Source organism: Paenibacillus sp. PAMC21692, from assembly GCF_014303795.1.
In the GTDB taxonomy this organism is placed as follows: domain Bacteria; phylum Bacillota; class Bacilli; order Paenibacillales; family Paenibacillaceae; genus Pristimantibacillus; species Pristimantibacillus agaridevorans.
This window is the reverse complement of sequence record NZ_CP060293.1, coordinates 2,178,436-2,199,571: the sequence shown is the minus strand read 5'-3', so window position 1 is coordinate 2,199,571 and position 21,136 is coordinate 2,178,436. Positions and strand designations below refer to the sequence as shown.

Sequence of the window (21,136 nt, the reverse complement as noted above, 5' to 3'; positions counted from 1 at the left end):
CTCTCGCCTCCTATGGACTAATCTCCGATCACTTTCACATGGAACTTCCGTCGCCGCGGTCCGTCGAATTCGCAAAAGTAGATGCCCTGCCAAGTGCCAAGCACCAATCTTCCGCCAGAGATGAGCACCGTCTGGCTCGTTCCCGTCGTAATGGCCTTCAGATGCGCGGCCGTATTGCCTTCGGCGTGCCGATCCAGACGATGCTCCCAAGGGTACAGCTCGTCGAACCGGCGCAGCACGTCACTAACCACGTCGGGATCGGCATTTTCGTTAATGGCCATGCCGGCGGTCGTATGCGGACAATATACGATCGCGTAACCTTCGCGCACGCCGCTCTCGGCCACCGCCTCGCGAACGTAAGACGTCACGTCGATCATCCCGTCCCGTTCTTTTGTGGACAACTCATAAGTTCTCATCATCCTACTTCAGCTCCTCCCACTTCGTCCACAGCTCTCGCGGATTAAGCTCATAAGTCTCATTTTCACGGAACATAAACTGGTGCATAATAAACTCCCGTCGAATCGTCGCGAAATCATCATGAACCAGCTTGATAAAAGCGTTGATCTCCGATTCCCCGTATTTCCGTCCGTTCTCCAGCCTGGAGACCAGATGCTCCAGCACGATCAGCTTCTTCTTCATCTGGCTCGGAATGCTCTTAAGCCTGCCCTCCGCGTCGAAGAAGTTGCGAATGACCGAATCTCTCAGCCGCGTATATTCGTCTTGCTCCATCATATCAGCATCGCCCCTCTTATGAAATACAAGCCCCAATACCCCTTCGGCTCCTCGCTTCAGGAAATAAGGATTTAACGAGAAGTAGATCGTATTTTTTTCTCTTCGCTCGTAAATAAGCGCCGCCTCCCGCAGCTTGGCGGCATGGAAGGTAATCGTCGCCGGCGTAAGAGCCAGCTTCTCCGCCAGCACTTGCCCGTTAAGCTCGCCTTCGGCTAGCAAGGCCAGCATGCGTATCCGCGTCGCGTCGGACAAGGCTTTGTGATATTGCACGATTTTGTCCAATTGCATGGCGTGACGCCTCCCTCGATATTTTATTAGATGTTCGTCTAATTAGATATTTATTAAAATACAGTATTGGGATTGGATTGTCAATCCAAAAAGTACAATATCACCTGAGGGTGATTAGCAAGCTCAAATATGTTAGCTGCCGCCAAGCTCGAGCCATAGACGTTTTTTACGCCTATGGACGCTCATCCGAGTTACTTTCCGGGCCATCGGCGTTTTTAACGCCTACAGCAGCACTTTCGCCTACTTTTTGGAGCCATAGACGTTTTTTACGCCTATGGACGCTCATCCGAGTTACTTTCCGAGCCATCGGCGTTTTTAACGCCTACAGCAGCTCGTTCGCCTACTTTTTGGAGCCATAGACGTTTTTTACGCCTATGGACACTCATCCGAGTTACTTTCCGGGCCATCGGCACTTTCGTTTAAGTCCCTTAAGCTGCAGGCTCATTATCCACAGTCCGGTATGTCGCATAATTTCATAAACAAAAAAATAAGCGCTCCGTCAACCGAAACTTTCGGTCGGGAGCGCCTTGCATACATTTAAACCCGTCAATGATTAAGCATGCCAAATACGCGGCATCGGCATAGATTCCTTGCCCAGCTCCGCCCATGCATACCGAAGCAGGAGCTCCGACTTAAGTCCGGCGCTGGCGGGATCGTCCCATAAGTTGCGAAGCTCTCCGGGATCCTCCTGCAGGTCGAAGATTTCGCCATAAGTCTGATTGTAGTAGACGGTGATCTTGTAACGTTCGTCCACGTACGTCTTCTGGTGAATCGTCGTCGGCTCGTGCCGGAACTCGCAGAGCGCATGATCTCTGGCGCTTCCTCGTCGGCCGAGCCAGACATCCTTCTGATCGACGCCCGTCATGGCGTGCGGAGCCGAAATGCCGCAGAGTGACAGAAAAGTCGGCGCCAGGTCGATCAGGGATTGGATCGCGGACGATTGAGCGCCCGCCGGCACTTGTCCCGGATACCGCACAATGAACGGCAGCTTAATGAGATCCTCGTAATGGAAGCCGCCTTTCTGCTGCAAGCCGTGCTGTCCGAAGAAATGGCCATGATCCGTCGTGAACACGACGACCGTATTGTCGGCCAAGCCAAGCTCGTCGAGCTTATCCAAGATGGAACCGATATATTTGTCCATCATGCTGATCATGCCGTAGTAGACGGCCACCAGCTTCTTCCGGTCCTCTTCCGTCAGTCTCTTCTTGTCACCGTAGATAGAGTAATGATGGGAGCCGTAGCCATGAATGCCTCTTCCCGTCTCCATCCAGGCGGTGAAGTCCGGGTTCTCCTCTTGCGTCATGCGGAAGTGCGGCGGGTTGTTGTCATGCTCGCCAGGAATCGCGCTTGGAATCATCAACTTGTCCGGGTCGTACATTGTATCCCAAGGCTCCGGCACCAGATATTCCGGATGCGGATCGAAGAAGCTGGACCAGAGGAAAAAGGGCTCGTCTTCCTTCGCGTATTGCTCCAGCATGGCATTGCTCCGTTCCGCAATCCAGGTATTATAATGATATTCCTCCGGAATAGGCCACTTGTAGGTCTGATTAGGATCCATATTTCCCGTCGGCGGCAAGAAATAATCACGCCAATTGGCGCAGCCCTTTTCTACCATCCATAACGCGTAATGCTGCCCGACATGCGCCTCGTTGGTATGATTGCGCGCCAGCTCCGCATGCTCAAAGCCGTAGAACGGCTCGTCGAATGTTCTCCACATGTCCAGATCCTGCAGCACGGGATAGGCTTCCAGCGATGGGTATTCCTCAGTCGATTTCAACGGCTGGAAATGGGCTTTGCCGATCAAGGAGGTCCGATAGCCCGCCTTCAGGAAATCTTCTCCCACCGTATGGCGGTCCTCCAGCAGCTTCGTGCCTAACGTCCAGGCTCCGTGCTGGCTGGGATACATCCCGGTAATAATGGAGGCGCGCGTCGGCGTACAGGTCGGGTTGGGACAGTATGCCCTCGTAAAAGTCGTGCCTTCCCGCGTCAGCCGGTCGAGATTAGGCGTATGAAGCTCTCTATTAAACGCGCCGATCGTATTCCAATGCTGTTGATCGCTTGTAATCAACAGAATGTTAGGTTTTTTCATCATTCATCCTCCTCTTATGCTAAGATTATAAATAAGAATCAACCGAGATGACCATGTCTCGATGTTGGGGAAACCTATCAATTTCTCAGATTGTTGGAGGAGGAGGATTCGCTTGTATTGGAAGGATTACGGCCATGAGCATGCGGAGTTTCTTTATCATACGCCCGGCAGCTGGGAGCAAGAACAATCGGTATGGGTCGTGCGAGGCGGGCAAAGCGTAACCAAACCCGGTTATCAAGCCGGTCCGAAGCGCATGGACTGCTACAGTCTCCATCTCGTGACGGAAGGGCGGCTTATTCTGCGAGAAGCCGAGCGTGAGATTGAACTGCTGGGAGGGGATTTGTTCTGCAAGTTCAAAGGGCGATCCTATACCTATCATCGCGATCCTATCTGCAAAAGATTGACATTGTCCTGGCTCGCATTCGACGGACCCGGCGCGGAATCTCTGCTCGGCTCTGCCGGCATCACGCCGAGCGTTCCGTATTTGCGAGGCCGGATCGGCGCCGCTTTGCAAGCGGCGCTGACGGAGCTGTTCCAGCTGATCCGAAACACGCCGGGCGGCGACAGTCTGCCTTATGCGCTCGAGATGCAAAGCTTGCTACTCAAGTTTTTTGCGCGCCTTAACCAGACCTCGTTGGAGAAGCATCCTGCCCCATCCACCATGGAATGGGTGCGCCAGAGCATCCGCTACATCGAGCTTCATGCGGCGGAGGGGTTGTCCGTGGAGCAATTGGCGGCGCTCACCGGCATGAACCGCAATTATTTTTCGACGGCATTCGCGGAGCAAGTCGGCTTGTCTCCTCTTCAATATATAAGCAAGGTGCGCATGGACAAGGCGGCGGAGCTGCTGGACAGCACCGCCGCCTCGGTCACCGAAATTGCCTACTCGCTTGGTTACGGCAATCCTTTCGCTTTCAGCAGAGCGTTTGCCAAATATGCCGGCATGCCGCCCTCGGCTTATCGGAAGAGACCGCTGAATAAATAGTAAAGATGATGCAAACAAACCAATTAAACTCGGGAGGCTTACTTCATCATGAAACCATGGGAAATGATGCGGGACATGAACCGAATGAACTTCAAAGTTATGCTGGCTGGACATTCCCAAAAGCCGGCGGGCTGGCGGAACGGCCCCTACACGCATCGCTTTCACAGCCTGTGGCTGATTACAAAAGGAAAAGCAACCTTTGTGCTCAACGGCTCCTCCTATACGGCCGAGCCGGGCAAGCTGTTTTCTCTTCCCCCCGGCATGATCGTCGAGCGGATCAATGAAGGCGACGGTCCCATCGAATTTTTTTTCGTTCGCTTCGCTTACGCCGTTGCCGCCTACGAGGAGGATGGGAGCTGGACGATGGAGAGCGACAAGGAGCTGCCGTTCCCCTTGTCCGGAAGCTATGCCATCACGAACATCCCTCCGCTTCTCAATACGTTCGAAGGGATTATGAAGCTGATGAAACATCGCGGCCAGATCGTCCAAATGCGGCAGCGCATCCTGTTTCTCGAGATCTTGACCCAGATTATCTCGGATTTGCGCTCGCAGGCCGTGACGGGGCATACGAATACGATGATCGAGTCGACCATCGATTACATGGTTAATCATTATGCCGAGAACATGACCGTAGAAGAGCTGGCCGCCATGGCGGGGATGAGCAGCAGTCATTACTCCCGGCTGTTCAAGAAATACGTCAGCGCGAGCCCCATTCATTATTTGACCCAGCTGCGCATGGACCGGGCTAAGGAACTTCTCATTCTGTCGGATTACAAACTGAAAGCCGTCGCCCAAAGCATCGGATACGAAGACGAGCTGTACTTCAGCCGCTTGTTCAAGAAATTTACGGGGCAATCGCCTTCGCAATATGCCAAGACGCACAAAGCCGCACCGAACAGCTAATCCGCTGCCGGTACGGCTTTTGTTCACGTATAGGACAGACCGAGCAAGTGGGAATCTAATGGACTCACGCGACGCTATTAGCCTGTTTTACTCCAAGATTAAATGCTACGGACAGGAGCGACGTTGTATGGCCAAAATTTAGCCGAAAGTTGTTTGTATGGTGCAGATAAGGTCGTGCGTGTCCCTTAGATTTTAGAAACATCATCTAATCGTAGAATAGCGACGCTCCTGTCCGTTAGAAGGACAGCCTTGCACAACGGAGCGATCGAATCACCCGTAAGGGTGATTATCGCCACTTCGCGGCGCCCGTCACGACCAACACTCCATCGCCACTTCGCAATTGTCGCGGCTAACGCTCCGCCTGGACCCATCACCACTTCGCGGCGCCCGTCACGACTAACCTTCCATCGCTACTTCGCAATTGTCGCGGCTAACGCTCCGCCAGCTCTCGCAGCCGCGCCCCGCTGCTCCTTCGGCCCTTCATCGTTCTGCAGCTCGTAAAGCTTGCGATAATGCCCGTCGCGTCTCATAAGCGTATCGTGATCGCCCATCTCCTGCACACGACCCTTGTCGAGGACGATAATGTTGTCCGCATGTCGAATCGTCGACAGCCGATGCGCCACGATCAGCGTCGTCTTGCCCTTCGACAAACGCAAGAGCCCGCGCTGCAGCGTCTCCTCCGTCTCCGTGTCGATATGCGAGGTCGCTTCGTCCAGGATAAGAATGTCTGGGTCGCTTACGTAGACGCGAAGGAACGCCAGCAGCTGCTGCTGCCCCGACGACAGCTTCACGCCCCGCTCGCCTACAGGCGTCTCGTAACCCAGCGGCAGCCGTTCGATAAAGTCGTCCATCTCCAGCTCCCTTGCCGCGTTGCGAATGTCTTCGTCGCTCAAGTCCGCCCGGTTCATCCGGATATTGTCGTAGATGTTGCCCGTGAAGACGAAGGGATCCTGTTGGATAACGCCGACGGATTGCCTCAGTTGATCCAGCTTGTAGTCCTTCACCTCTACACCGTCGATCATCAGACTGCCCCTCTGAATATCGTAGAACCGGTTAATTAGTCCGATAATGGAGCTTTTGCCCGCTCCCGTCGCGCCAACGAAGGCTACCGTCTCGCCCGGTTTAATGGAGATGTTGATATCCTTGAGTACCCATTCCTCCTTATTATAGGCGAACCAGGCTCGCTCCAGTCGGATAGCCCCCTTAAGCGGCCGTTCGATCTCCTTCGCGTTCTCTTTATCCACGATGGCCGGCTTTTCCTCCAACAGCTCGAATATTCGCTCCGCCGATGCCAGCGCAGTCTGAATCTGCGTGTAACGGTCGGCCAGAGCCGTCAGAGGCTGGAAGAACTGTCTGACGTAAGTCGTGAACGCGTACACGACGCCGAACGTGACTCCGGCAGCCAGTACGGAATGGCCGCCGTACCAGACGACAAGGGCGAGGGCCAGGTTGCCGACGAAACCAATCATGGGGTTGAATATCGAGTTATTAACGCTGCCCCTCATCCCGGCGCGATAATGTTCGTCATTCAGCTTCACGAATTCGTCGAGCTGCTGCTTTTCCCGGGTAAACATCTGCACGATCGTCATGCCGCTGAGACTTTCCGCAAGGAAGGAGTTCAATCTCGACAGCATGACCCGCGCCACGCGCTGGGCATCCCTGATGATGCCCTTGAAGTAGAAGGTTACCAAAATCAGCAGCGGAATGACGGCGAACGATACCAATGCCAGCTTGACGTTCAGCACCAGCATAATGGACGCGATGCCGACCAGCATGAGAAGCTCCTTGGCCAAGTTGACGATAACCTGGGAATACAGCTGATTGACGGCTTCCACGTCATGGGCAACCCTTGTCACCAAGCGTCCGACCGGATTGCGATCAAAATAGGAGGTTTGCAGCTTCGACAAGTGACCGAACATCCGATTGCGCATGTCGAAAATAATTTGCTGTCCCGTATTCGACAAAATGACGGATTGCCAATACGTAAAAATGCCCGCTACCGCCACATTCAGCACGAAGAGCACAGCCAGAAGGATCAGGCCGGAGTAGTCCTGCTGACGGAACGCCGCAATCTCTTCCTTGGAAAGTTTGTAGCCTTCTCCTCCTGTCGCCGCGCCCTCCTCACCGCTTGCGCCATGTTGCAAATAATAAGCGCCGTCGCGCTGGGAGATGCTGGCGGAATGAACGCCTTCCGGCCAAACATGATCGCCTTGGCTTACGCGGTAATACGTCCGATCACCCAATACGATCGGCTTGCCATTCGTACGGTCATCCTCGGCCAATCGAGCCAGCGCGCCGGAATCCGTCACATAAACCATCGGCTTCATGAGACCGTTAATCCTGTCGTCAATGGCCGACTTTACTAGCAGCGGCTGCGTTATGGCCGCGCCTGCGACAAGCAAGGCGAACAGCAGAGAGACGGCAAGACTTCGCCAATACGGGACGGCGAAGGCCATCATTTTGCGCCATAACGTCCCGTCCTTCACGCCGGTTAACCGTTGTTCATTGTGAATATCCAAGCGACCCCTCCATTCCGGTCTTCATCGTCTGCTTATTGTAAGTCGAGGCGTAGAGACCGCCTCGCCTCATGAGCGAAGCATGATCTCCCCGCTCGACGATGCGCCCATGGTCCATAACAACGATTTGATCCGCGTGCCGGATAGCTGATAGACGATGGCTCGTAATGATCGTTGTGCGTCCCTTCATCGCTTTCTTCAGCCCTTCCAGAATCCGCTCCTCAGTCTCTGCATCTACCGCCGACAAGCTGTCGTCGAACACCAGTATGGCAGGCTCCTTGATCAGCGCCCGGGCAATGCTGACACGCTGTCGCTGGCCCCCGGACAGCGATACGCCGCGTTCCCCTAGCGAGGTGTCAAATTTCCCGGGAAATTCCACGATATTGTCATAGACCTGCGCGACCTTTGCCGCTTCCTGAATGTCCTCCTGATCATAACCTCCGGGGTGGAAGGCGATATTCTTGCCGATTGTCGTCGAGAAAAGCATGTGCTCCTGAGGCACGAAACCAATGGACTCCCGCAATTGCCGCAGAGGAATATCCATAATGTCGTTCCCATCAATCGCAATTGTTCCTCTCGGCGGGTTATAAAGTCGAAGCAGCAGATTCACGAGCGTCGTCTTGCCGCTTCCGACCTTGCCGACTATCGCAAGGCTGCTTCCTTCCGGCACGTTCAGCTGAATGTTGTCGAGCGCAACCCGCTTCTGTTCGGGGTAACGGAAGGTCAATCCCTTCACCTCGATGGCGCCTCGCAACTCCTCTACGAAAGCAACGTCCGCTGCATCCGCCACCGCAGGCTCCGTATCGAGAATATGCCGCAGTCTCACATCCACCGCTTTGCCCCGTTGCAGAATGTTAATAACCTTGCCCAGATTCTCGACAGGGGAGATTAGCATGGTGAGATACGTGTTGAATGCGACGAAATCGCCCATGCCGATGCTCCCCCTCATAACGAGCAACCCTCCGAAGACGACGGACAGCAGATAACTTACCCCTACAATCGCCGAGCTTATAGCCGAAAAAAAAGAATTGGACCGGTTCAGCTTGCAGTTCGTCTCCAAATTGTTCCGATTATCTTCCTTAAACTTATTCATCTCGGGCCGTTCCTGAACGTAGCCCTTCACGACCCGAATGCCGGCTACGAATTCCTGCACGCGGCTCGTCAACTGGCCCACCGCCTCCTGAACAAGCCTCGTTCGCTGCTCGATCTCCCCCCGGAAGCGGTATGCAAGGTAGGTCAGCGCGGGAAGCGGCAGCAGCACCAGCAGCGTTAGGCCGATATGAATGGTGCCCGCCATCGCCGCGATGGCGACGCCGATTAAGACGGCCGCCTCGATAGTGGAGAAAACGCCCATCATGGCTACCTCGCGCATAATGTTAATGTCGTTCACGGCATGGCTCATGAGGTCGCCTATCCGCTGTTTGCCGAAGTATTCGCTAGGCAGGCTCTCCCATTTCATAAACAGTCTCTTCCGGATATGCTTCTCCAGCAATCTGGCCAGCCGGAACAAGTAAATTCGTCCCGTCGAACGGAAGAACGCCGCCAGAAACCCGACGGCGACAATCCATAAGGCGATAGACAGAATTTGACTTGCCGCGATGCCTTCTTGCACGAGGTCGGCGAAACTCCCAAGCAGCTGCGGAATGACAAGCTGCAGCAGACATGATATGGACAATAACACCGCGCCAAAGACGTATTGCATTTTGTGATTCATCAGATGTTCTTTGAACAATGGCTTGGATTTCACCGTCACGCCCCCTATTTTCTTTACTACTGCATTAAGTTTACTCCTCATCCCCCTCATTAAACATGGATATTCAAGCTCACTTTTATGGATTATTCTGCTCATTCGAGTCTGGAGAAGCTGGTTGTTCGACACAAAATGCCGCTTACCAAAATGGTATTAATTTCCTTTTAAAGATCATCATCACTCTTTATCGATAAGGGGAAAAATGCCCGCTAATTCCCCCATCCTCACCATCGTGGGAGCTTTAGAGGGAAATCCTCCCTCTAATTCTGGCCAAATCCCGCTGTTCGTGCAGAACCCATACGATTATAGGGAGCTTTTCCCTTTATAACATCCCTATAGCGTGTTTTTAATAAGATTAGAGGGAACTTTTCCCTCTCTTTTCGGATTATGCGGTGCCGTAGATTATGCATGTAGATTATGCTTAAGGTTGGCTCCCTCTCATTCGAAAACTGGCAAGTACTCACGCAGAATCGTGGTAGTTTTGATCACTTACCTAACGATGGTAGTTTGGACAACATACCTAACTGGAGGACGCTTATCGCCAATATGAGTTTGTTTTCGGTCAGAAAATAAAAAACGGCCAAGCCCTTAACGGGCTTAACCGTATATCTTGCAATAATAGGACAGTTAGGTTTTCTCCATATCTGACCTACCATTCTCATAAATGTTACTCGCTGTGCCCCCAGAAGGCAGCGACTGCCGTTTCACCTGGTTTCAATGACGTAAACGAGCAGTTGAGCCCCCAGAAGGCAGCGACTGCCGTTTCACCTGGATTCCATGACGTATGCGAGCAGCAGCGCCGCCGTATTAATGACGGCTTCCTTATGCGTGCGCTCCATGCTGTGCGACGCATGAACGCCGGGTCCGAGCAGCGCCGCTCGGATGTTGCTTCCCCCGCGTAACGCCGCCGTAGCGTCGGAGCCGTACTGCGGGTAGATATCGACCGCATAAGGCAGCCCTTCGCGTTTTGCAAGCTCGATCAGGCGGGTCGTCATGCCGTAATCGTAAGGCCCGCCGGAGTCCTTGGCGCATATCGACACATGCCGCTCGGAGCCGGAAAGATCATCGCCGAGCGCTCCCATGTCGACCGCCAGCAGCTCCGTAATGTCAGGCGGGATGTAGGAGTTGCCATGGCCTACCTCCTCATACGTAGAGATGATCAGCTTCAGCGTATGCTTCGGCGTTCTCCCCTCCCGCTTCAGCCATTCCATAAGTCCGAACAAAGCCGCTACGCTTGCTTTGTCATCGAGATGCCTGGATTTGATCCAGCCGTTATCCAGCACCCTCGTGCGGGGATCCCAGGAGATAAAGTCACCGACGGAGATGCCGAGCTTCTCCGTCTCCTCCTTCGACTTCACGGATTCGTCGATCCGGATTTCCATATGAGCTTCCTCACGCTTTAGGTCGCGCGCATCCGAATAGACATGAACCGATGGCTTAGTCGTCAGCGCGGTTCCTTCGTACTTGCGTCCGTCTCTCGTATGAATGAGGCAATATTCGCCTTCCACGCTGTTCATCGAATAACCGCCGATCGGCGTAAATCGAAGCATGCCGTTCGGCTTGATCGACCGCACCATAGCGCCGAGCGTATCGACATGCGCGGAGATGCCGATTACAGTCGACTCGTCTTCGCCCGGTATCGTAATGATGCCCACGCCTTTGGGCGTCAGCTCCATTTCATACCCGAGTCTCCGCGCCTCTTCTCCCACATCATTCATAATCTCCATACAATAACCGCTTGGGCTTGGAATACCAAGAAGCTTTACAAGCTGCCGCACCATATATTCTCCGTCTAAACTTGGGTTTAGCGAATTCGTCATAGGCTCGCTCCTTCCTCTTATCAGCCTCCATTGTATCGCCACGATCTGAAGGACGCAAATCTACGCTCACAAGTGGGATCGGATACGTTATAATGACGGAAGATAGAGTGCCGCAGAGAAGCGGCCTATGCCAAAGAGGGGGGTATCCAGGCTAGATGCAAAGCACGATGTTCCACCTGACCACAGCACGCTTTGAAGTGTTATCCCCAAATATCCAGAGGGAGATCTATCAAGAATATTACCGATACGTATACCCCAATATTATTTATATGGTACAAGACCATGCGACGACGGAGGACATTATCCAGAACGCGTTTATGAAAATCATTCGGAACGTGCCGCAAGCCGAGAGCGAAGCGCATCTCAAAGGCTGGATGAAGGTCGTCGTCAAAAACGAAATCTATAATTATTTTCGAAAACATAAAAAAAATCGCAACGTTATCGATTCTGACAGTGTTTATATTAAAGAAAATGCAGAACTGGCAACCGATTCCTCCGCGCTGGAGGACGAGATCGAAATCAAGCTGATGGCGGAGGAGCTCTCCTCCTGCCTGACGGAGCTCAAGCCGGAATACCGCGCGCTGATCGAGCTAAGGTGGAAGCAGCAGCTCAGCTACAAGGAAATGGCTGCCGAGCTCGATACGACGGAGGACAAAGTGAAGTACAAGTTATACAAGGCCAGAGAAGCGATGAAAAAACAATTTGCGAAAAGATGGGGGGAATAGAATGAATCGCGAGGAATTCGATCAATTATTCGATCAAGCCTTCGACGAAGCTGCACACAGCTCCCAGCTTGTACCCGACCCCGGGCCTTCCTGGGCCAGAATTCAGAAGAAATTGGCCCGAAGGGCCGCAATAAAACGCCGTTTAAAGCTTGTACCTTATATCGCCGCCTCCTTCCTGCTGGGAGCATACCTGTTCGGAACACCCGCTGTCACCACCGCCTTCAAGCCCGTCATCGAAGCGGTAACCACAATCAAGGACGGGGTCCTGGAAATGACAATCGGACAACCGAAAGCAAGCGGCACGCTTCCCAAAACGGCTCCCCCTCCCGGCATTACGGAGGATGGCGGGTCGAATAAGTCCGACGGTCAGGATCTTTCGTATCGCGGTACGAATCCCATTCGGCATGATACGCTTAAGGCAGCGGCGAAGCAACTCAATTTCGCATTGCCCAATATCAGTCATGTTCCGGAGTCGTTTGCGCTTACCGAAATTATTTCCTACCGCCATCAAGATTCGGGCAAAAGCAATCAATTGTCTCTTCTGTACGAACGGGAGTCGGGGGAAAGCGGCCTATACCGCATTTCCATCCGGAAGATAGAAAAAGATCAGAGAATGAAGATATCATCGGACGACCCGGACATTGAATCGGAAATGACTTCAGTCAACGGATACGAAGCCTATCTCCAAATCACCAGCGAGGGATACGCGAGCCTTCAGTATTTCGCGAACGACCTGCATGTCAACATTTTCGGCATTTTGGACCGGGAAGAGATCATGGAGATCGGCAGCAATATCCAATGGCGTTAGCGAATAACGCGGCAAAGCCTCACGGAATAATTCCGTGAGGCTTTCAAACGATCGGCAAGCCAATGCTGTCCCGGACAGACGATGCTTCGGGGCAGACTTACTGTTAGCTGGCTAGAACCGTGACCGAATATTCGACTTCGGATTCGTGCACGCTGCCATGCGTAACATAATGTGTAACCTTGGCCCTATAGTAATAACCTGTGCTTACCACCTTATCGACAGAATCGGATAAATAAGACGTGTCGCTTGCCGTACGCGTTGTCGAGGAGCCGACGTCAATCCAGGCCGTTCCCGTATAACGCTGCAATTGGACCGACGCGCCTATAGTGGACACGCTGCTCTTCGCCGAAGTCGTTACCGAAATACGTACAAATCCGGTATTATCCTGTATTGCAATCGACGAGCCGAGCAAATAAGTATACCCGGTATAGAGCGCAAGCGGCTGAATCATGTCGGGCGGAGGCGATGTGAGCGGTTTTGTCCCTCCATTGTCCGCGAAGACAGCTTGTCCGCCTGACATCAGTGTAACGAGAACGACCAGAATTAGGAAAAACGACTTACGAAGACCCTTTGTTGCCATGTTTACCATCCCTCTCTCTTATGAGAATAGTCCTACAATGGTATAACACCGCAATTATGGTTTAGGTTGTTAAAATTGCAAAAAATATTTTATTTCATCTCTCTGATTAATGATGAAATAAAAAATCCCGGAGCAACCTCTATCTCCCTCTTCTCCGTAAATCCAAAACGCTTGTACAATGCGATCGCGGGACCGTTCTCCTTGCCTGTGCTTACGGTTGCACAGTCCGGCGCCTCCTGCTCCAACACATGCTCCAGCAGCTTCGTTGCGATGCCCTTTCGAAAGGCCGAAGGGTGGACCACCAGTCGGCATATGTCGAGCTCCAGCCCCGATTTCTCATAAGCAATAAGTCCCAGCAAATTCTCCCCATCGCAATATCCAACAAAAATTTCGTTGCATGCCATAATATCTGCGACGGTGTCCCGCAGAGCGGGAATGCCGTCGAATCCGAGCAGCTCCGCTTCTATCCGATAAGCAGGAAGCTGTACGTCCAGAATAGCCGCAGCGATCGTTGAGTTCCTGTGGTCCAGCTGATGAATCATAGTCGTTACTCCAGCCCGTGTTGCTCCCGAATATTATACAGTCCTTGGATCAGAATTTCTGCCGGATCGCGGTTTAGCAGATGATGCGTAATCAGAACATGCAGCGGAATGGCGCATACATTGTTGCCATCTTTAATCGACGGGAATCCCGCTTCGAATACAGGGCCATGTTCAGGCACGAAGCCCAAGCCCGCATGAACCTGTTCGGGAGCGAATTCCTCGCGCACGGCCTCAATGCAATGCGGGACAAGCGTTTTGTCGATCAACGCCTTCGTCTCTTCTTCGCCCGACGGCGGATTCGGCAGCCCTTTGCCGCCTTCCTGCTTCATCATCTCGAAGAAGAAGGAAGACAGCCACTGCGCCGGGTCATTGCCCGATTGGAATCTCTGAATCAGCTCCTGCAGGAAAAATCCGCATGCGTACACGCTTTTAGAGGCATCCCGCACTTGGAATACGAAGATCGGCCCATATCGTTCCTGATTGACGATTTGGCCAGCGACCTCTTCGAAAAACATTTTTAATGCCGTCATGCCGTTATGATATACGGCTTTGAGCAGCTCTACCATCTTTTCGTTGTTGTCATTTGTTTGATTGTCATTGCCGGACGCTTGTGTTTCCGGCTCGGTCGTCTCTTTAGACATGTCAGCATCACCCACTACCATCATATCACTACCGGGCCGCATTGCTCCAGTCCTCATTCTCGAGGCGGCTTGTTGTATCCCCTCTCACCATATGGCTGAAGCTTTTGAAGCCACGGCTTCTCCAACTGCTTCAACGCCCACTTTATATCCGTAATGTCGCTTGCATCCTTTTGTTCCAAAATGTCGAACGCGAACGCCGCCTCCCCCAGCTCGCGCCAATCCTTCTGCAGTTCGAGATTCTTGAACCTCCCCATTTCAAGCTGCGCTTTTATGCTCGACCATTTATTTTTGAGATTTGGATAACTGGCGACATACAACTTGCCGCTCTCCTTATTTTTGATTTGCACGACGCCCATATAGGTCTTCATTTCCTTATATGCTTCCTGCAATTCCTTCCGCCTATTCCGATCCATTAGAGTTCCCAGCCTCCTTACTTATCCTTTAACATCACATTCCCGATTTAGTAATTTAGTAATTTAGTAAATCACTCGTTTATTATAAAACGACTTCCTCTCATCGTCAATCCATCAATCTTTAGACGATCACTCAACTCCGGGTTGAATTTTCGAAAAGCTCAATTTACAGGTTATTGTTCAGGGGATCCTTCTCGCCTACAATGAGAACAAAGCAAAAGAAGGAGCGTACTGCATGAAGGAAATGTTGGCGAGAAACATCAGTATATACCGTAAAGAAAGAGGCTTGACGCAAGAGGAGCTGGCTAGGAGACTTGGCCTGTCGTTCCAGGCTGTGTCCAAATGGGAAAACGCTCAATCCATGCCGGATGTGGCCCTGCTGCCGGAGCTGTCGAGGACGCTTCAGGTCAGCATTGACAAGCTGCTGGGTTACGCCTTGCAGGAGAAATCGATTACGATCTACGAGGAAGAATATCAATCGGGAGACTATTATTGGGGGACGGAACCGAATGCGGCTTGCTACGAGGTGCTAAAAGCGATGCCTCCGGTAAAAAGGCTTAAGCTGCTGGATATTGGCTGCGGCGAAGGGAAAGATGCCGTCTTCTTTGCGCGGAACGGGTATGATGTATCCGCGTTCGATGTGACGGACGCCGGCATCGGCAAGACGAAACGTCTCGCCGAGCAGGCAGGCGTCCAAGTAAATGTGTTCAAAGCCGACATTCTGGATTACCGCCTGGACGCGCACTTCGACATTCTGTACTCCAGCGGCGTGCTCCATTATATAAAGCCGGACTTCAGAGAGGACATCTTCGACAATTACAAACGTTTCACGAATCCCAACGGCATGCACTGCTTTAACGTGTTTGTCGACAAGCCGTTTATTGCGCCGCCGCCCGAGAAGGAGCCTTACGCCTACAAATGGCATTCCGGCGAGCTGTTGTCCCGCTACCGCGATTGGTATATCGAAGACAGCTCCGAAATTGTGTTCGACTGCAACTCGTCAGGCATTCCCCATCAGCATGCGATGTCAACGATCATCGCGAAGAAGGTCGCGGCTCTCTCTTCTCTTTAGAACGGATTCGGAATTAGCAGCGATTGCCCAAGCTTGATCGTTCCGGAGACGCCGTCGATTCCGTTGCTCTTGGCAATCGCCGCCACGTAATCCGACTGTTTATAATACTTGGCGGAGATACTTTGCAGAGTGTCTCCTTCTTTCACTTGATACGAACGCTGTCCGGAAGGCATGGGGATACTAAGCGTCCTGCCTTTCTTAAGTTCCGTGGTTCCCGTCAAGCCATTAACCTGCATCAGGATGCCGATATAATTGTTCCGGCTAAAATATTTGCCGGCGATGGCAAACAAAGTGTCGCCTTTGGCCACGGTATAATGATCCAGCACAAGGGGATCCTTAAGCTTCAGCCTTGCTCCCACTTTTAGCTTGGCCTTGGGATCGAGGCCGTTCTGCTTCGCTACCTTAACGTAGTCGCTTGTCAAATAATGCCGCTTCGATATGCCGTATAACGTATCCCCAGCCTTGACCCCGTAATAAATGCTAATCCCCGCATCGGCCTGCCCGCTCTTCGCTTGAGCGAAACTCGGCGACGATGCAAGCGCGAGTACAGCCAGACTAATGACCCATTTTCGCATTCTCGTCATCCTTCATCACACCTTCTGCCATATTATTTGGGGCTCACTGCTTTCGCCGCCGTACGGCAAGAATCCTTTAAATTTCGCAAGCGTCCCGGGAAAATAATCCAATCGTAACAGGTTGCCCCGGCACGTCCGCAGAACTCGGGGCGGAAGGACTGCGTCCCGAGCCTCCCAATTAATCCGCATGTAAAAGAAAAGAGCGGACAGACGTCGAAGACGTCTGCCCGCTTATATTTCACTGCGTTGATCATCAATGGATTATTCCAAGTCGTTCATAAACAGTTTATTGGATTGTGATAGCAGGGATGGCTTAAGCCTGTCCAGCTCATATTTAAGCAAGGCTTGTTCCTTTAACGTATGCTCGCACAGCGCCTTAACGGTATCGAGCTTGGCGTCGGTCATCCGGAGAATGCCCACAATATCCTCAGCCTGTGCTTCTTCCATTCGATCGAGTTGAGCCTGCATGGAGTCGAACCGAGTATCCATCGTCTGAAAGCGCTGCTTAATATCCCCATCCAACTCATCCAAACGGATATCCATTGCTTGGAACCGAGCTTCGAACCTCTGATCCATCGCTTCGAATCTCTGATCCATCGCTTCGAACTTCTGATCCATTGCTTCGAACCTCTGATCCATTGCTTCAAGCCTTGCATCCACTTTGTCGAACTTGTCCATTACTTGCCCGCTTAAGGTGACCAACAACGATTCAATTCGAGTGAGCTGTTCCGACATGCCGCTAACCTCCATTCGATGAATGAATCCAGTATACCATAATTCGACCTTTTTTTGTCAATAAAAATGGGAACAAACGTTTGTATTATTGATTCGCGGAGGATCGTTCTCCCTGCAGCATCCCCCTCATATCCGCACCGGAAGGACTTTGGAAGATACGAAGACCGAACTCGGGCGCCACGGCAAAAATATGATCAAAAATGTCGGATTGCAAGCCTTCATAGACCGCCCATGCCGTATCGTTCGAGAACGCGTAAATTTCAAGCGGCAGTCCATGTTCCCCTGGCTCCAATTGTCGAACCATACGGGTCAAGCCTTTGTGCACCTTAGGATGCTCTTCGATGTAACGCTGCAAATAAGCCCGAAATACGCCGATGTTCGTAAGAGCTCTTCCGTTTACCCTGTTCGCCGTATCGATCTCATGCTCCTCGTTGTAGTGCCGGATTTCCCGTTCCTTGTCGAGGATATAGTCGCTTAACAAATGAATGCCCTTGAACTTTTCCAGCATCTCCGGCGTGCAGAAGCCGATACTGGCGGCGTCGATATGGACGGAACGTTTAATGCGGCGGCCGCCGGACGCTTGCATCCCCCTCCAGTTGATGAAGGAATCCGAGATCAGGGCGTAAGTGGGAATCGTCGTAATCGTTTTGTCCCAATTTTGCACTTTGACGGTGTTCAGGGAGATGTCCAAAACGTCTCCGTCCGCTCCGTATTTCGGCATGCTGATCCAATCGCCCACGCGAACCATGTCGTTGGAGGTGAGCTGGACGCCGGCCACGAGTCCCAGGATGGAATCCTTGAAGATGAGCATAACAACGGCTGACAATGCGCCGATTCCGCTAAGCAGAATAAGCGGGCTTTCGCCGATTAGATTCGAGATGACCAGAATGCCTCCGACAATGAAGACGACGATTTTGACCACTTGAATGTAACCTCGGATCGGTCTCATTTTGGAAATATCGTAAGTGGTGTATACGTCGTTCAGCATATCCAATAGGGCATCAAAGACGATTAACATAACGACGACCATATAAATCATGACGCCTTTAGCAATCAAATGCTGATAGGTCGGGAAGCTGAATGAGAAATAATAAATAATGATGGCCGGAACAATGTGCGAAAGCTTATGGATGACTCTTCGTTCCAGCAAAAAACGTCTCCACTGAAGCTTGCTCTTGCCTACATAAGGCGTGATTACGCGAAGCACGACCTTCTTGGTCAGCCAATTGGCCAACATGCAGATCAGCGCGATCCCCGCAATCGTGATAATCGTCGCGAGATAACTCGCCATCTTCTTCTGAATGCCTAAATCAATGAGAAAATCGAGAATGTATGACATGTTTGCCTCCTTACTGCTTGAACGTTCTAATCTGGTTGCGCGAAGCACTCGGCTCGTCGATGCCGTATCGTTTTATCCTAACGAAACCTGCCTTCCGCGTCAATTCGGCCAGGCTCTCGGCAATATAGAGCATACAAAAAGCGGCACGAGGATTTCCCCCCATGCCGCCGTCGTATTCAAAACCTAAACCTCAACCAGTTCGACAACCGCACCTGCGCGAAGCGTATTGCCGATGGTGCAAGCCCGCTCCGTCACCGACTTCAGCTTCTCCTTGTAAGCCCCGTCCAGACCGGAAGGAAGAGTTACCGTAACTTTGAAATCGCTGAAGCGATTGCTTTTATCCTCCGGCTTCGTCGCCGAAACTTCGATAAGGATTTCGTTGCGGTCGTAGTCGACGCCATCGTAATCCATGATTTTCTGCAGAGAAATGGATACGCATAACGCCAGCGATGCTTCCAGCAGTTCCCGCGGCGACAGCCCCTCCGAGTTGGGAGACCGGCTGCCGATTAATTGAAGTCCGGCATCGTTAAAAATGTGATCTTGACCGTCGGTTACTTTGATCGTTGTCATCGTTACTCTCTCCCATTGTGTATGATTAGTCCGCTCAAGCCAGATGGCAGGCTACCCGTCGCCCCTCGCCAAGCTCCCGCAGCTCCGGCACCTCGCTCCGGCAGGTCTCGGTCGCATGCGGGCATCGCGTATGGAACACGCACCCCGACGGCGGCGAAAGCGGGGAAGGAATTTCCCCTTGCAGAATAACGCGCTTCTTCAGCGTCTTGCGCGCAAAGTCGGGCACGGCGGAGAACAAGGCCCGGGTGTAAGGGTGAAGCGGCCGATCGAACAGCGCTTCCGTCGGAGCCTCTTCCACGATTCGACCCAAGTACATAATGCCGATCCGGTCGGAAATATAACGAACGACGCCGATGTCGTGCGTGATGAAGAGGAGCGTCAGCCCAAGCTCCCTCTGCAGGTCGCGCAGCATGTTCAGAATTTGCGATTGAATGGAGACGTCGAGCGCGGACACCGGTTCGTCGCAAATCATCAGCTTGGGATTCAGGATCAAGGCACGGGCCAGTCCCAGCCGCTGGCGCTGGCCGCCCGAAAACTCATGCGGATACCGGTAATAATGCTCCGGCTGGAGCCCCACGGTACGCAGAATGTCGAAGACTCGCCGGCGTCGCTCCGCCTTGTCTCCTATCTTATGAATGATAAGCGGTTCTTCCAGAATCGAGCCGATCCGCTTGCGAGGATTCAGCGATGAATACGTGTCCTGGAATACCAGCTGGATCTCTTTGCGAAGTTTGTTCATCTCGGCCTTGGACAGCTCGACCAGATTCCGATCCTTGTAGCGGACCTGTCCGCCCGTCGGGGGGAGAAGTCCCAGCACCGTTCTTCCCGTCGTGCTTTTGCCCGAGCCGGATTCTCCTACCAAGCCGTAAGTCTCCCCTTCGTGCAAACGGAACGATACATCGGTCACCGCATGGACGTGCGAGCTCGTTCCCAGCCACTTCCCGAACGGCCCGTAGACGGGGAACTTCTTCTCCAGGCCTTGCACATCCAGAAGAACCTTCGGTTCGACCGCGCCGTTATCGACCATGGTCCACCGCCTCCCCTCTCCAGCCTTCGGCAATGGCTTCGTAATGCCAGCACTTCACGCCGTGATCGCTTCGGTGCTGCCGCAAAGGGGGCTCCGTCTCGCGGCACTTCCCGTCCGCGTAAGGACAACGCGTGGAGAAGCCGCAGCCCTTCGGCGCGTTCGCCAGCGAAGGCACGGAACCCTCGATGACATGGAGCTTCTCCCGTCTGTCTCCGTCCAATCTGGGGATGGACGCGATCAGCCCTTGCGAGTACGGATGCAGCGGAGACTCGAAAAGCCGTTCCGTCGTCGTTTCTTCGACGATCTGCCCCAGATACATCACCTTGACCCCGGTGCAGATCTCCGCGACGACGCCCAGATCGTGCGTAATGAATAACACGCCCATCCCCAGCCGCTCGTTCAGCGATACGATCAAATCCAATATTTGAGCTTGTATCGTGACGTCGAGCGCCGTCGTTGGTTCGTCGGCGATCAGCAGGCGCGGCTCGCAGGAGAGAGCCATCGCGATCATGGCCCGCTGCTGCATCCCGCCAGACAGCTCGTGAGGATAATCGTCGACGCGGACTTCCGGCGAAGGTATGCCCGTCAGACGCAGCATGTCGATCGTTCTCTGCCGGGCTTGCTTCTTGGACAGTCCCTGATGCAGACGGATGACTTCCCCGATCTGTTCTCCGATCGTGTACACCGGATTAAGCGAGGCCTGCGGATCCTGAAAGACGATCGCGATGTCGTTGCCGCGAACGGCTCTTAGCTCCGCCGGGGACAGCCGCAGCAAATCCCTTCCGTCGAACAGTACCTCCCCCTCGTAGCTGATGTCGTCGGTATGGTCCAGCAGCCGGACGATAGATTGCGACATGACGCTTTTCCCGCAGCCGGACTCTCCGACGATTCCTATAATTTCGCCTTGCTCCACGGAGAAGCTTACGCCGTTAACGGCGGTTACTTTGCCGCGCTCCGTATGGAAGTGGGTTTTCAGTTGATTGATGGCAAGCAGCGGCGTCGGCATGCGTCTCCTCTCCTTTGTCC

21 protein-coding genes are annotated in these 21,136 nt (G+C 52.9%); 5 read left to right on the top strand and 16 right to left on the bottom strand.

All coding sequences use genetic code 11. From position 1 onward, the window contains the following. Positions 1–17: 17 nt before the first annotated feature. The 3 genes from H7F31_RS08775 to H7F31_RS08765 form a co-directional block, all read right to left on the bottom strand. Positions 18–419, bottom strand: coding sequence for a secondary thiamine-phosphate synthase enzyme YjbQ (locus H7F31_RS08775; RefSeq protein ID WP_187103834.1), 402 nt, complete (start codon positions 417–419; stop codon positions 18–20). A gap of 1 nt (position 420) precedes the next feature. Continuing rightward, on the bottom strand, positions 421–1,020 hold the full coding sequence (locus tag H7F31_RS08770) for a DUF2087 domain-containing protein (protein WP_087569782.1): 600 nt from the start codon (positions 1,018–1,020) through the stop codon (positions 421–423). 553 nt (positions 1,021–1,573) lie between these two features. Beyond that, positions 1,574–3,112 carry a sulfatase family protein gene (locus tag H7F31_RS08765; protein ID WP_187103833.1) on the bottom strand — a complete coding sequence of 513 codons (1,539 nt, stop codon included), beginning with the start codon at positions 3,110–3,112 and terminating at the stop codon, positions 1,574–1,576. Positions 3,113–3,221: 109 nt separating this feature from the next. On the opposite strand from H7F31_RS08765, the gene H7F31_RS08760 reads away from it, so the two are divergent. Beyond that, positions 3,222–4,094 carry an AraC family transcriptional regulator gene (locus H7F31_RS08760; RefSeq protein ID WP_187103832.1) on the top strand — a complete coding sequence of 291 codons (873 nt, stop codon included), beginning with the start codon at positions 3,222–3,224 and terminating at the stop codon, positions 4,092–4,094. 48 nt (positions 4,095–4,142) lie between these two features. Next, a complete protein-coding gene (locus tag H7F31_RS08755; RefSeq protein WP_261800355.1) occupies positions 4,143–4,997 on the top strand; it encodes an AraC family transcriptional regulator in 855 nt (284 codons plus the stop codon). Positions 4,998–5,407: 410 nt separating this feature from the next. Here the strand turns inward: H7F31_RS08755 and H7F31_RS08750 are convergent, their stop codons facing one another. The 3 genes from H7F31_RS08750 to H7F31_RS08740 all read right to left on the bottom strand — a co-directional run bounded on the left by H7F31_RS08750 (position 5,408) and on the right by H7F31_RS08740 (position 11,083). Continuing rightward, on the bottom strand, positions 5,408–7,516 hold the full coding sequence (locus H7F31_RS08750; protein ID WP_187103831.1) for an ABC transporter ATP-binding protein: 2,109 nt from the start codon (positions 7,514–7,516) through the stop codon (positions 5,408–5,410). Further along, entirely contained in the window at positions 7,500–9,260 is a 1,761-nt protein-coding gene (locus H7F31_RS08745; protein ID WP_187103830.1) for an ABC transporter ATP-binding protein, read from the bottom strand. The genes H7F31_RS08750 and H7F31_RS08745 overlap by 17 nt, the downstream gene beginning before the upstream one ends. A gap of 767 nt (positions 9,261–10,027) precedes the next feature. After that, positions 10,028–11,083 (bottom strand): M42 family metallopeptidase, encoded by a 1,056-nt coding sequence (locus H7F31_RS08740; RefSeq protein ID WP_187103829.1) that lies wholly within the window; start codon positions 11,081–11,083, stop codon positions 10,028–10,030. Positions 11,084–11,238: 155 nt separating this feature from the next. Here H7F31_RS08740 and H7F31_RS08735 point away from each other — a divergent pair, with 155 nt between their 5' ends. Further along, the gene (locus tag H7F31_RS08735) at positions 11,239–11,808 is read left to right on the top strand and encodes an RNA polymerase sigma factor (RefSeq protein ID WP_187103828.1); all 570 of its coding nucleotides are present in this window, start codon (positions 11,239–11,241) and stop codon (positions 11,806–11,808) included. Position 11,809: 1 nt separating this feature from the next. Beyond that, entirely contained in the window at positions 11,810–12,616 is an 807-nt protein-coding gene (locus H7F31_RS08730; RefSeq protein ID WP_187103827.1) for a DUF4367 domain-containing protein, read from the top strand. Between the two features lie 103 nt (positions 12,617–12,719). Here the strand turns inward: H7F31_RS08730 and H7F31_RS08725 are convergent, their stop codons facing one another. The 4 genes from H7F31_RS08725 to H7F31_RS08710 form a co-directional block, all read right to left on the bottom strand. Beyond that, positions 12,720–13,196 carry a hypothetical protein gene (locus H7F31_RS08725; protein WP_187103826.1) on the bottom strand — a complete coding sequence of 159 codons (477 nt, stop codon included), beginning with the start codon at positions 13,194–13,196 and terminating at the stop codon, positions 12,720–12,722. Between the two features lie 89 nt (positions 13,197–13,285). Beyond that, positions 13,286–13,738 carry a GNAT family N-acetyltransferase gene (locus H7F31_RS08720; RefSeq protein WP_187103825.1) on the bottom strand — a complete coding sequence of 151 codons (453 nt, stop codon included), beginning with the start codon at positions 13,736–13,738 and terminating at the stop codon, positions 13,286–13,288. 5 nt (positions 13,739–13,743) lie between these two features. Next, positions 13,744–14,379, bottom strand: coding sequence for a hypothetical protein (locus H7F31_RS08715; RefSeq protein ID WP_187103824.1), 636 nt, complete (start codon positions 14,377–14,379; stop codon positions 13,744–13,746). Between the two features lie 53 nt (positions 14,380–14,432). Then, complete coding sequence (locus tag H7F31_RS08710) at positions 14,433–14,792, bottom strand: GIY-YIG nuclease family protein (RefSeq protein ID WP_187103823.1); 360 nt, start codon at positions 14,790–14,792, stop codon at positions 14,433–14,435. A gap of 235 nt (positions 14,793–15,027) precedes the next feature. Here H7F31_RS08710 and H7F31_RS08705 point away from each other — a divergent pair, with 235 nt between their 5' ends. Continuing rightward, entirely contained in the window at positions 15,028–15,864 is an 837-nt protein-coding gene (locus tag H7F31_RS08705) for a helix-turn-helix domain-containing protein (RefSeq protein ID WP_187103822.1), read from the top strand. On the opposite strand, the gene H7F31_RS08700 is transcribed toward H7F31_RS08705, so the two are convergent. From H7F31_RS08700 to H7F31_RS08675, 6 genes are all read right to left on the bottom strand, one after another. Beyond that, the gene (locus tag H7F31_RS08700; protein ID WP_187103821.1) at positions 15,861–16,448 is read right to left on the bottom strand and encodes a LysM peptidoglycan-binding domain-containing protein; all 588 of its coding nucleotides are present in this window, start codon (positions 16,446–16,448) and stop codon (positions 15,861–15,863) included. The genes H7F31_RS08705 and H7F31_RS08700 overlap by 4 nt on opposite strands. A 252-nt stretch (positions 16,449–16,700) precedes the next feature. Further along, positions 16,701–17,174, bottom strand: a complete 474-nt coding sequence (locus H7F31_RS08695) for a hypothetical protein (protein WP_187103820.1) — start codon at positions 17,172–17,174, stop codon at positions 16,701–16,703. An 85-nt stretch (positions 17,175–17,259) separates the two neighbouring features. Next, positions 17,260–18,513 (bottom strand): mechanosensitive ion channel family protein, encoded by a 1,254-nt coding sequence (locus H7F31_RS08690; RefSeq protein WP_187103819.1) that lies wholly within the window; start codon positions 18,511–18,513, stop codon positions 17,260–17,262. Between the two features lie 183 nt (positions 18,514–18,696). Continuing rightward, positions 18,697–19,083 carry an OsmC family protein gene (locus H7F31_RS08685; protein WP_087572234.1) on the bottom strand — a complete coding sequence of 129 codons (387 nt, stop codon included), beginning with the start codon at positions 19,081–19,083 and terminating at the stop codon, positions 18,697–18,699. A gap of 34 nt (positions 19,084–19,117) precedes the next feature. Next, positions 19,118–20,110: an ABC transporter ATP-binding protein gene (locus H7F31_RS08680; protein ID WP_187103818.1), complete on the bottom strand. Its 993-nt coding sequence runs from the start codon at positions 20,108–20,110 to the stop codon at positions 19,118–19,120. Further along, on the bottom strand, positions 20,100–21,116 hold the full coding sequence (locus tag H7F31_RS08675; RefSeq protein WP_187103817.1) for an ABC transporter ATP-binding protein: 1,017 nt from the start codon (positions 21,114–21,116) through the stop codon (positions 20,100–20,102). Before H7F31_RS08675 ends, H7F31_RS08680 begins: the two co-directional genes overlap by 11 nt. Positions 21,117–21,136 lie beyond the last annotated feature (20 nt).

Excerpts from the sequence above, each read along its gene's own strand:
- H7F31_RS08775 (WP_187103834.1), bottom strand. The coding sequence starts at position 419 with ATGATGAGAACTTATGAGTTGTCCACAAAAGAACGGGACGGGATGATC.
- H7F31_RS08770 (WP_087569782.1), bottom strand. The coding sequence starts at position 1,020 with ATGCAATTGGACAAAATCGTGCAATATCACAAAGCCTTGTCCGACGCG.
- H7F31_RS08765 (WP_187103833.1), bottom strand. The coding sequence starts at position 3,112 with ATGATGAAAAAACCTAACATTCTGTTGATTACAAGCGATCAACAGCAT.
- H7F31_RS08755 (WP_261800355.1), top strand. The coding sequence starts at position 4,143 with ATGAAACCATGGGAAATGATGCGGGACATGAACCGAATGAACTTCAAA.
- H7F31_RS08740 (WP_187103829.1), bottom strand. The coding sequence starts at position 11,083 with ATGACGAATTCGCTAAACCCAAGTTTAGACGGAGAATATATGGTGCGG.
- H7F31_RS08735 (WP_187103828.1), top strand. The coding sequence starts at position 11,239 with ATGCAAAGCACGATGTTCCACCTGACCACAGCACGCTTTGAAGTGTTA.
- H7F31_RS08730 (WP_187103827.1), top strand. The coding sequence starts at position 11,810 with ATGAATCGCGAGGAATTCGATCAATTATTCGATCAAGCCTTCGACGAA.
- H7F31_RS08725 (WP_187103826.1), bottom strand. The coding sequence starts at position 13,196 with ATGGCAACAAAGGGTCTTCGTAAGTCGTTTTTCCTAATTCTGGTCGTT.
- H7F31_RS08720 (WP_187103825.1), bottom strand. The coding sequence starts at position 13,738 with ATGATTCATCAGCTGGACCACAGGAACTCAACGATCGCTGCGGCTATT.
- H7F31_RS08715 (WP_187103824.1), bottom strand. The coding sequence starts at position 14,379 with ATGTCTAAAGAGACGACCGAGCCGGAAACACAAGCGTCCGGCAATGAC.
- H7F31_RS08710 (WP_187103823.1), bottom strand. The coding sequence starts at position 14,792 with ATGGATCGGAATAGGCGGAAGGAATTGCAGGAAGCATATAAGGAAATG.
- H7F31_RS08705 (WP_187103822.1), top strand. The coding sequence starts at position 15,028 with ATGAAGGAAATGTTGGCGAGAAACATCAGTATATACCGTAAAGAAAGA.
- H7F31_RS08700 (WP_187103821.1), bottom strand. The coding sequence starts at position 16,448 with ATGACGAGAATGCGAAAATGGGTCATTAGTCTGGCTGTACTCGCGCTT.
- H7F31_RS08695 (WP_187103820.1), bottom strand. The coding sequence starts at position 17,174 with ATGTCGGAACAGCTCACTCGAATTGAATCGTTGTTGGTCACCTTAAGC.
- H7F31_RS08690 (WP_187103819.1), bottom strand. The coding sequence starts at position 18,513 with ATGTCATACATTCTCGATTTTCTCATTGATTTAGGCATTCAGAAGAAG.
- H7F31_RS08685 (WP_087572234.1), bottom strand. The coding sequence starts at position 19,083 with ATGACAACGATCAAAGTAACCGACGGTCAAGATCACATTTTTAACGAT.
- H7F31_RS08680 (WP_187103818.1), bottom strand. The coding sequence starts at position 20,110 with ATGGTCGATAACGGCGCGGTCGAACCGAAGGTTCTTCTGGATGTGCAA.
- H7F31_RS08675 (WP_187103817.1), bottom strand. The coding sequence starts at position 21,116 with ATGCCGACGCCGCTGCTTGCCATCAATCAACTGAAAACCCACTTCCAT.